Raw genomic sequence first — 9,020 nt, forward strand, 5'->3', positions numbered from 1 at the left:
AAGTCATTTACACAAAATTATTGACACTCCCTTATGTATCAACTAACTACAACAATGATTAATAATGTCATTATTACTATTGCAAAGATATATTTCTATATTTAAATAACTTCATTTCCTTATCAGAGAGAACAGGATCGAGATAAGTAGCATCTTAAGAGTATTTTGATGTTGACACGTTATCACTTGAGTAGGAAAGTACGATTAGCCTTACTTCAGCTACTATCAACTTCAAACGATTACATCTGTAACTACTTCTGAAGATAAAAATCAGCTAAAGATGAATCCTACAGTGACGTAACAGCTAACACTACTTAAGTATTCAAAGACTCCTATCTTCCTCGAAAGACGAGAATTTTTTTGATTCTCAAAGTAATGAATCTCTTTACTTATTATCTTTCAATTCTATATTTATTGAAAATTGATTAAAAAGTAAGGGCTATTTCCTTAAAATGAAAATAAATAATAGTTAAATACCCATTTATAGTATTTTTTTGCTCATGTATAATTATTTTGTAACATTTTTGTTATAAAAGTAATTATTGGAGGAGTAACATGAAACAATATTTAAAAAATGGCTATCGTTATTTTTAGTCACCATTTTAATTGTTAGTATGATTCCTGAATATGTTGGTTTAGCATACTCAGATTCAAAAGAATCGGAAGAACAACAGACTGATTCGGAAAAAGAAACTATTTCTACTGACAATTTAAAAGAACTAAAAGATAAACGAACAGCTACAACGAAGACATTTACAGATGAAAAAGGAAACTATTACAAAGAAATTTATGCTGAAAAGGTTCACATTTTAACAGAATAATCAGTATGAAGACATTTCTGAGAATCTAACTTCTACTGGGACAGGGTATGTTACGACTGATACCACTCAACTAGAATCAAAGTTTCCACAATCGATTAAAGATGATCAGAGTATAACGTATAGTAAAGGAAATCACAAACTCGTTTTTGAGTTAAACTCTGCGACAAAAGATGATGAGAAGATACTCCCATCGACTTCAAGTAAAACCTCTACCAAAGAAAATGAAATCCAATATAAGAATATTTATCCGCAAATCGATTTACGTCATATTACTTTTAATGAGGAAGTAAAAGAAGACTGGATCGTCAATGAATATACAGGTATTCATCAATTTACGTATACGCTAAAAACCGATTTAGATGCAAAGCTTCTATCAGACGGTTCAGTTGGATTTTTCACAAATGATGAGAAAAAAGACAAGATCTTCGTCTTACCTAAACCAATGATGATGGACTCAAATATGAATGAGACTAAAGGAGAAGGCGTCTATTCTGATAAGGTTCAGTATCAATTAACTAGGACAAAAGAAAATACGTATTCTCTAACATTAGATGCAAATGACGATTGGTTAAAATCAAAAAATCGTATTTACCCTGTCTACATTGATCCCTCTGTAACGATTGAAGCATTAGGAGATACATATGTTTCTAGTAAATACCCAACGGCAAACTTCAACAAACAATGGGACGCAGCACAAGGAGAGTATGTTTTACAAACAGGTTACTATGATAGTACATCTGGAACAAACTATCCATTTATCAAATTCAGTATCGTAGGAGAATTAAAAGGTGCTACGATTGATAGCGCAGACTTACAAGCATATGTAACACATGCTTATTATGCCTCTCAAAAAAATGGCTTGTGGGTTGATGAAGTAAAAGGGTCATGGGGAGCAAATGAATTAACATGGAATAACAAGCCATCTTCTACAAAAATCACTTCAACATCGGTTGGGCGTGATGAATGGGCACATTTTGATGTAACTGATACAATACAAGCTTGGGTTTCCGGGGAACGTTCTAATTATGGTTTTAAATTCCATACAAATGGGAATGGGAAAACCTATTGGAAAAAAATTACGGCCGCAGAAAGTGCCAAAAAAGCAAAAATAATTATTGCCTATAAATACGATAAAATGGCTACACCGACCATGACAGCAACTGCTGATGATGCAGCTTCTAAAACAGGTTCAGTAAATGTAAAATGGAAGTCTGTGTACGGTGCGACTAGTTATGATTTACAAATGTTTGATGGAAAAGGTTATCAAAGTATTTACAAAGGAACTGCAACTAGTTGGAATTCTAAAGGACAAAAAGTCTTTCCTAAAGCACCTTATAGTTCATCGAGTACTTATAGCACAAGTAAATCAGGTGTTGAATTACCATTAGATCCAACCGAATTTTACTCGATAAAAGCAGGAACAGCCGTTACATCGAAAACCTATAAATTCCGAGTAATTCCGCAATACCCAACTGGTAATGGCCCAACATCTTCAACAGTATCAAAAGCTATTCCTGTACCAGCTGGTGAACCTGATTTACCAACTGTAAAAGCTGAAAGCTATCCAGAAACAGATACAGTCAATAAAGGCCGTGGCTGGTTAGATATTAGTTGGAAAAAAGTTACGAACGCTACAGGCTATAAAGTCCGTATTTGGAATGGTGCAAAATATGAAAATTATACAGTAGGTAAAGACACATTATCTGTTAGTACAAAAGGTAAGAAAATTTGGCCAACTGACGAAGAAATCAAAGCAGGGAATACGGATCTTCATCAAGTAGAATTGGATAATTCATCAAGTGTCGGAACGGGTAGCGAACTCCCAATCGATCCAAGTACCACATATGGAAATACATCTAAACGTTATAGTGTTCGTGTTATTGCCATGTCAGCTGCAGGTGATTCACCTTCATCAGATGTTAACTATGGTTATATGCCTTTATACGCACCAAAAGAAGTAAAATTAACTTCAAATGATGATAACTTAGTCCAAAATAAAACAAGTTTTGATGTTGAGTGGAAAGAATCTACTGGTGCAAAATATTACGATGTGGTATTAAATGATGGAAGTAAAGATAAAGTCATTAAGGTTAAAGGAAAGACAAGTATAACAACGGATGCGGAATACGATAACAATAAAAACTACACCGCCAAAGTACAAGCGTATTTTGATGATAACACCACGGCTCCTGAAACAGAAGAAGATAAGATTTTTGGAAAACGAGGGTTGAGTCCTGAAGCATCCTCAAATAGTGTAAAACCAAACCAACATTTAGAACTAATTGGTTTAGAGGATTACTTCACATATGATGAAAATGAATTTGGTAATGCTTCTTCAAGTGTCAATGTCACAACAGGAAATATGGCGTTACAATTTACGGATGAGTCTCTTTATACAAGAGGTATTTTAGGGTATGATTTCAAGCGTACGTATAATTCGCGTTCAACAGATGACTCTGCTTTAGGGAAAGGTTGGACATTTGTCGGGAATGAAACATTATCTGTATTAGAAAATGAAGATGTTTTATATACAGATGAAGATGGCACTGTTCATACATTTAAAAAAGACGGTACACAATATACTTCACCAAAAGGATTGTATGAACAATTATTGCGAGTCAATGACACTACTTTTACATTGACAGATAAAAGTCAATTTTCACAAACATTTAAAATAGGCCAAAAATCAAATAACTTCTATCTTGCTTCTTACAAAGACCAATATGAAAATCAAATTGATTTTATTCGAAATGAAGAAGATCAGTTGATTACAGTATCGGAAGCAAAGGGTATTGAAAAACAAGAAAAAATTCATATTGAATATAGCGATGGGAAAATCAGCAAAGTAAAATTCGCAGACCATTGGACAACTTACACATACAATGGTGATTTACTTGTCCAAACCAAAATTGGCAGTGATAGAACGACTAAAACGATTACGGAAAGTTTCGCTTATGATGATAACGGACAGCTTACAAAATATACAGATGGTGAGAATAACCAAACCGTATTTTCATATAAGGAAAATGAGTTAACCATTTTTGACCAACAAGCAGAAGATGAAGAATTATCCATTACGAATACGTATCAATTTAATGATAAGGAAAATGAATTCAAATCGATTGCAACAGATGATTCAGAAACCGTTTATAAACGAGATAAGGAAAAAGGTACGTATGCAATTACACAAGTAACGGAACCTTCTGAAACCAATAATAGTACAACATTCTATGACTTAGATTCACATTATAATATTGTAAAAGTGACTAATCCAGATGGAACGACTATAGAAAATACCTATGACTCAAAAGGAAATGTTTTAACATCTACATCTACTGAAGGTACAGTAAAGAATAGGTATAACGAAAAAAATCAACTTGAAGAAACGGTTGCGGCAAACGGAGAAATCACTTCTAATACTTATTCTGGTCCTTCACTGATAGCTTCAACTGTAAATGATGAAACCACAAAATATGAATATGATTCCTTTGGTCGTGTAACGAAAACAACTTATCCAAATGATACATTAGAAACAACTTCTTATGATGACGATCAATATACAGTTTCCTCTACAGATAAAGAAGGCAATAATTCGAAAATTGCTTATACTATATACGGACAACAAAAAGAAGTTACAGATGCAGATGGAAATAAAACAGAATATACCTATCATCCACTATATCAAGATACGCTCGCTTCTGTAACAGACGGAAATAAGCATACGACGGCCTATACGTATGATGACAACAATAATTTGACAGAATTAAAAGATGCACTAGTACGTAAGAAAACGTATAGCTATAATGATAACGACCAAGTGACAAAAGTAATAATGCCCGTAAATCCTGCATTAAATCAAGATATGACATTCACGTATCAATACGATTTAAACGGTGAATTGAGTAAATCCATTTTACCGTCAGGTATTTCAACCGATTATAGTTATACTGAAGATGACCAAGTAGATACAGTTCAAGTGACAAATAAGACTGGCGATGTGGTTACTTCAACGCATTATCAATATGATGAATTAGGAAATGTGAGCCAAGTATCAAAGATGACCAAATCTTAAAGGCATATAGTTACTCAGACGAAACGAACTTACTAAAAATATACGGCTTGAAATCATTTTCACAAAGTTATAATAACTATGACAATCAAGAACGCCTAACAGAGCGTGAAACTACTCACGACAATACTTTTACTGTTAAAGAACAAACAGATTATAAAAATGATAGCGATGACGTTGATCATATTAAATATAGTGAAAATAATGAAGTGTTACATGATTATCAATATGATCAAGATACAGCAGAAAACCAAAATACCATCACAAATAATAATGATCTATTGAAACAAGTAGCAAAATTTAATGATGCCAACTTACTAGCTTCCTTAACATATACAACAAAGACACAACAACCATTTGAAATTGGATATGACTATACGAATGGTGGTAATATTTTAAAAGAAACTATACAAGGAAAAGCAACAACCTATGAATACGATGGCAATAACCAACTAACAAAAGAAACGTTTTCAAATGGCGATGTCAATTCGTATCAATACGATGAAGTTGGAAATCGAAAAGTGGCACATGTGAATGGAATAGACTTCACGTTCAGTTATAATGATGCCAATCAATAGTTATGATGCATACGGAAATGTATTATCCGTAGAAGGCGATGTTGCAAAAGACAACCCTATTCGCTATGCAGGTTACTATTATGATGCGGAAACAAAGAATTATTATTTACAAGCTCGATATTATAATCCTGAAAACGGAGCATTCTTAGAATTAGACCCACATCCAGGGGATGAGGATGAACCGTTATCGCAAAATGGTTATACGTATGCGAATAATAATCCAGTGATGAATGTGGATTCGAATGGATTAAAGCCTAATAGAATATTTTACGCTTTAATGACTGGCATAGCATATGTTGTTGCCGCAGTTGTTGGAGATTTAAAAGACGTAGCATTTGTTGGACAAACTTTATGGAGTATGATTAAAGATTATTTTGATGTAAAAAAAGCAAAATCACAACGTACAACAGAAGCAGCAAGAAAGGTCGTTAAAAACTCTCGAGCTCTTAGTAGAGTAATAGAGAAAAGAGCAAAAAAAGCAGCTAGGATTGCTGGAGTTGCCGCTTTAAGAAAAAGTTTTGGCGGATGGTATTTGTTAGGCAGATTTTCAGTTGGGATTTATCAAGGAGGTCGTAATAAGTATTTCCGATATGCTCCATGTTACAGATCTGCATATACTTATGGCTCCTACGTTGCAAAAAAAAGGTTAGGTTAACATAAAAGGAGTCATATATAATGAAATATTTAAAACTTTTTATTTTTATTTTTATTTTTATTTTTTCTGCCCACTACTTGCAGGCTACTTGGGATAAAAATAATATAAGCATTAGTACAATCATTTTATCGATTGTTTGTATTTTTTACTCTATGGTAATGTCAAGTAGGTTAATGGAAACAACAAAAATCTATGTTTTACCTATTTTCTTAGGTATTTGTTATTATCTTTCGAATTGGATTTTAAACATTGACCATCTTATCAAATAAAACTTGTTTCTAAAGCTAAGAATGCAAGGTATGTAGTAGGAGTTGAAAGGATATATTACAATGATATGATTTCAAATAATAGATTAAGTGATAGATTAAGTGCCAGTCACCAAAACAGTTCTGATAATAGGCTCTAATTTAAGTCGTAGGATCCCCAATATTTTTACGTGTTGGGGGTCTTCTCTATTTATAGAATTCGTAGAAAACCAAAATACCTTAACACTCAATACTGATTTATTAAAACAAGTTGTAAAGTTTAATGATGCCAATTTATTAGCTTCCTTGACATATACAACCAAGGCACAACAACCATTTGAAATTGGCTATGACTATACAAATGGTGGTAATATTCTAAAAGAAACTATACAAGGAAAAGCAACAACTTATGAATACGATGGCAATAACCAACTAACAAAAGAAACATTCGCAAATGGCGATGTCAATACGTATCAATACGATGAAGTCGGAAATCGAAAATCAGCACATGTAAATGGAAAAGATTTCACTTTCTCTTATAACGATGCCAATCAAATTAAAAAGAAAAATGATACAGCTTACCAATATGATGCAGATGGTAACCTTTTACAAGATGAACACTTTAAATACACATATAACGAAGCTCAGCGTCTAACAGGTGTTCAAACACTAAAAGGCGATGTAGTAGCCTCATACACATATGACGAAAATGGTTTGCGTTTAACCAAAACAGTTGGCGATACAACGCATGAATACTTCTATAATAACGAAGTACTAGACATGGAAGTCGTAAAGAAAAATGGAGAAGTTACACATTACCGTTATTATGAATGGAATGGCTACACACCACTTGGTATGATTGTAAAAAGAAAAAGATACAACAGGAAACTTCCAAACAAAAACGTACCAATTCATCACCAATCATCGTGGAGATGTTTTAAGCATTCGCGATCAAGACGACCAGGAAGTTGGTTCATATAGTTATGATGCTTACGGAAATGTTTTATTTGTAAAAGGCGATGTCGCAAAAGACAACCCTATTCGCTATGCAGGTTACTATTATGATGAGGAAACTAAAAACTATTATTTACAAGCACGTTACTATAATCCTGAAAACGGAGCATTTTTAGCGTTAGATCCACACCCTGGTGATGATGATGAACCTTTGTCGCAGAATGGGTATACTTATGGAAATAATAATCCAGTTTCTAATATTGATATAAATGGCAATAACCCCCTTTTAATCGGAGCTTTAAGTGGTGCTGCTTGGGAGGTTACACCCTATATTTTGGGGAAAATAAAGAAATATGGTATTAAAAAATTCCTAAAGCATGTTAGCTGGAAAAAAGCAGGAATGTTAACTTTGAGTGGTGCATTAACTGGGGCATTAGGCGGTGGTTTAGGACATGCACTTAGTAGAGGAAATATCAAAGTAATAAAAAGGATGCTAGTAGAGCTTCAGTGGGAATTTAAAGCTGCTTTAGTTAGCCAATATGTTAATGATGGAAAAATAAACGTATATTCAGCTGCAAAGAGCGCTGTATATTCAGTAATCGAAGGGAAATATGGTGTATTGAAGCGAATATATAAAATTTATAAAAGAAAGGGAAAAAGCTATGCTATACGCTATGCAAAGAGGTTATAGAGTTGATTGAAAAACAATGGATGTATTTTACAATCGTATTAATTAGCACTTTAAGTATATTAAGTATTTACTATATAGTTAAAAGTTTCAAAAAAGGCAGGAAAATAAGCTCTTATATTCCTGCAATGGGTGAAAGCTCTTTAATATTGCAATTGCTAGGTAGTATTTTTTTATTATTACCTGATAAAATTAGAAAACTAATTTTATTAATAGTTGCAATTTTGTTTTTAATTGGATGTGTCTTAGTTTTATATATTGAATTATTTAGATAAAATGTATTATTAAATTGAATATAAGGTAACTTTCTCGGTATTAGGTTATTATGATGATGAGGAAACCAAAAATTATTATTTACAAGCTCGATACTATAATCCAGAAAATGGAGCATTTTTAGCTTTAGACCCACATCCAGGGGATGGAGAAGAGCCATTGTTACAAAATGGGTATTCCTATGGGAATAATAATCCAGTGATGAATATTGATTCGAATGGAATAAAACCTAATCGGGTTTATTATGCTATAATGACGGGTATTTTATATGTTGCTAATGAAATAACCGGAACTCTTAAGGATGCATATTTAATGGGAATGCTCCTTTACGATTCGATAAAAGGATATTTAGATGTGAAAAAAGCGAAAAAAGAAACATTAACTAAAAATGCTAGTAAAACTATTAAAGATTCAAGAACATTAAGAAAAGTTATTGAAAAAAAAGCTAGAAAGGCAGCTAAAAAAGCTGGAGTGAAAGCTATAGGGAAAAGTTTAGGAGGGTATTACTTATTATATAGATTTTCTATTGGTGTAACGCAGGGTGGACGTAATAAATATTTTAAGTATGCACCATGCTACAGATCTGCTTATGCTTATGCTAAATATGTTGTAAAAACAAGATTGGGCTAATCTATGCTAAGGAGAATATAATGAATTATATAAAATATTTCTTTTACATCTTCATTGTTATATTTACTTTAAATGTGGGGAGTGTCAATAATTTTGTGTAAATGACT

The 9,020-nt window shown here is 32.8% G+C and carries 9 protein-coding genes; all 9 read left to right on the forward strand.

Translation table 11 applies throughout. The features are described from left to right. Positions 1 to 614: 614 nt before the first annotated feature. Positions 615 to 821 carry a hypothetical protein gene (locus tag CW357_RS17280; protein WP_124218707.1) on the forward strand — a complete coding sequence of 69 codons (207 nt, stop codon included), beginning with the start codon at positions 615 to 617 and terminating at the stop codon, positions 819 to 821. Between the two features lie 460 nt (positions 822 to 1,281). Then, positions 1,282 to 4,893, forward strand: a complete 3,612-nt coding sequence (locus CW357_RS17285) for a DNRLRE domain-containing protein (protein WP_164489643.1) — start codon at positions 1,282 to 1,284, stop codon at positions 4,891 to 4,893. Between the two features lie 47 nt (positions 4,894 to 4,940). Further along, positions 4,941 to 5,468, forward strand: coding sequence for a hypothetical protein (locus CW357_RS17290; protein WP_124218709.1), 528 nt, complete (start codon positions 4,941 to 4,943; stop codon positions 5,466 to 5,468). Further along, positions 5,455 to 6,123 carry an RHS repeat-associated core domain-containing protein gene (locus CW357_RS17295; protein WP_241155173.1) on the forward strand — a complete coding sequence of 223 codons (669 nt, stop codon included), beginning with the start codon at positions 5,455 to 5,457 and terminating at the stop codon, positions 6,121 to 6,123. Before CW357_RS17290 ends, CW357_RS17295 begins: the two co-directional genes overlap by 14 nt. 20 nt (positions 6,124 to 6,143) lie before the next feature. Then, positions 6,144 to 6,392, forward strand: a complete 249-nt coding sequence (locus tag CW357_RS17300) for a hypothetical protein (protein WP_121177294.1) — start codon at positions 6,144 to 6,146, stop codon at positions 6,390 to 6,392. Positions 6,393 to 6,491: 99 nt separating this feature from the next. After that, on the forward strand, positions 6,492 to 7,349 hold the full coding sequence (locus CW357_RS17305; protein ID WP_124218711.1) for an RHS repeat domain-containing protein: 858 nt from the start codon (positions 6,492 to 6,494) through the stop codon (positions 7,347 to 7,349). Beyond that, a complete protein-coding gene (locus CW357_RS17310) occupies positions 7,312 to 8,013 on the forward strand; it encodes an RHS repeat-associated core domain-containing protein (RefSeq protein WP_256386334.1) in 702 nt (233 codons plus the stop codon). Before CW357_RS17305 ends, CW357_RS17310 begins: the two co-directional genes overlap by 38 nt. A gap of 2 nt (positions 8,014 to 8,015) precedes the next feature. Next, positions 8,016 to 8,285 (forward strand): hypothetical protein, encoded by a 270-nt coding sequence (locus CW357_RS17315; RefSeq protein WP_124218712.1) that lies wholly within the window; start codon positions 8,016 to 8,018, stop codon positions 8,283 to 8,285. Positions 8,286 to 8,298: 13 nt separating this feature from the next. After that, positions 8,299 to 8,913 carry an RHS repeat-associated core domain-containing protein gene (locus CW357_RS17320; RefSeq protein WP_124218713.1) on the forward strand — a complete coding sequence of 205 codons (615 nt, stop codon included), beginning with the start codon at positions 8,299 to 8,301 and terminating at the stop codon, positions 8,911 to 8,913. The last annotated feature ends 107 nt before the right edge of the window (positions 8,914 to 9,020 follow it).

The organism is Rummeliibacillus sp. TYF005, from assembly GCF_003844195.1.
Taxonomy (GTDB): Bacteria; Bacillota; Bacilli; order Bacillales_A; family Planococcaceae; genus Rummeliibacillus.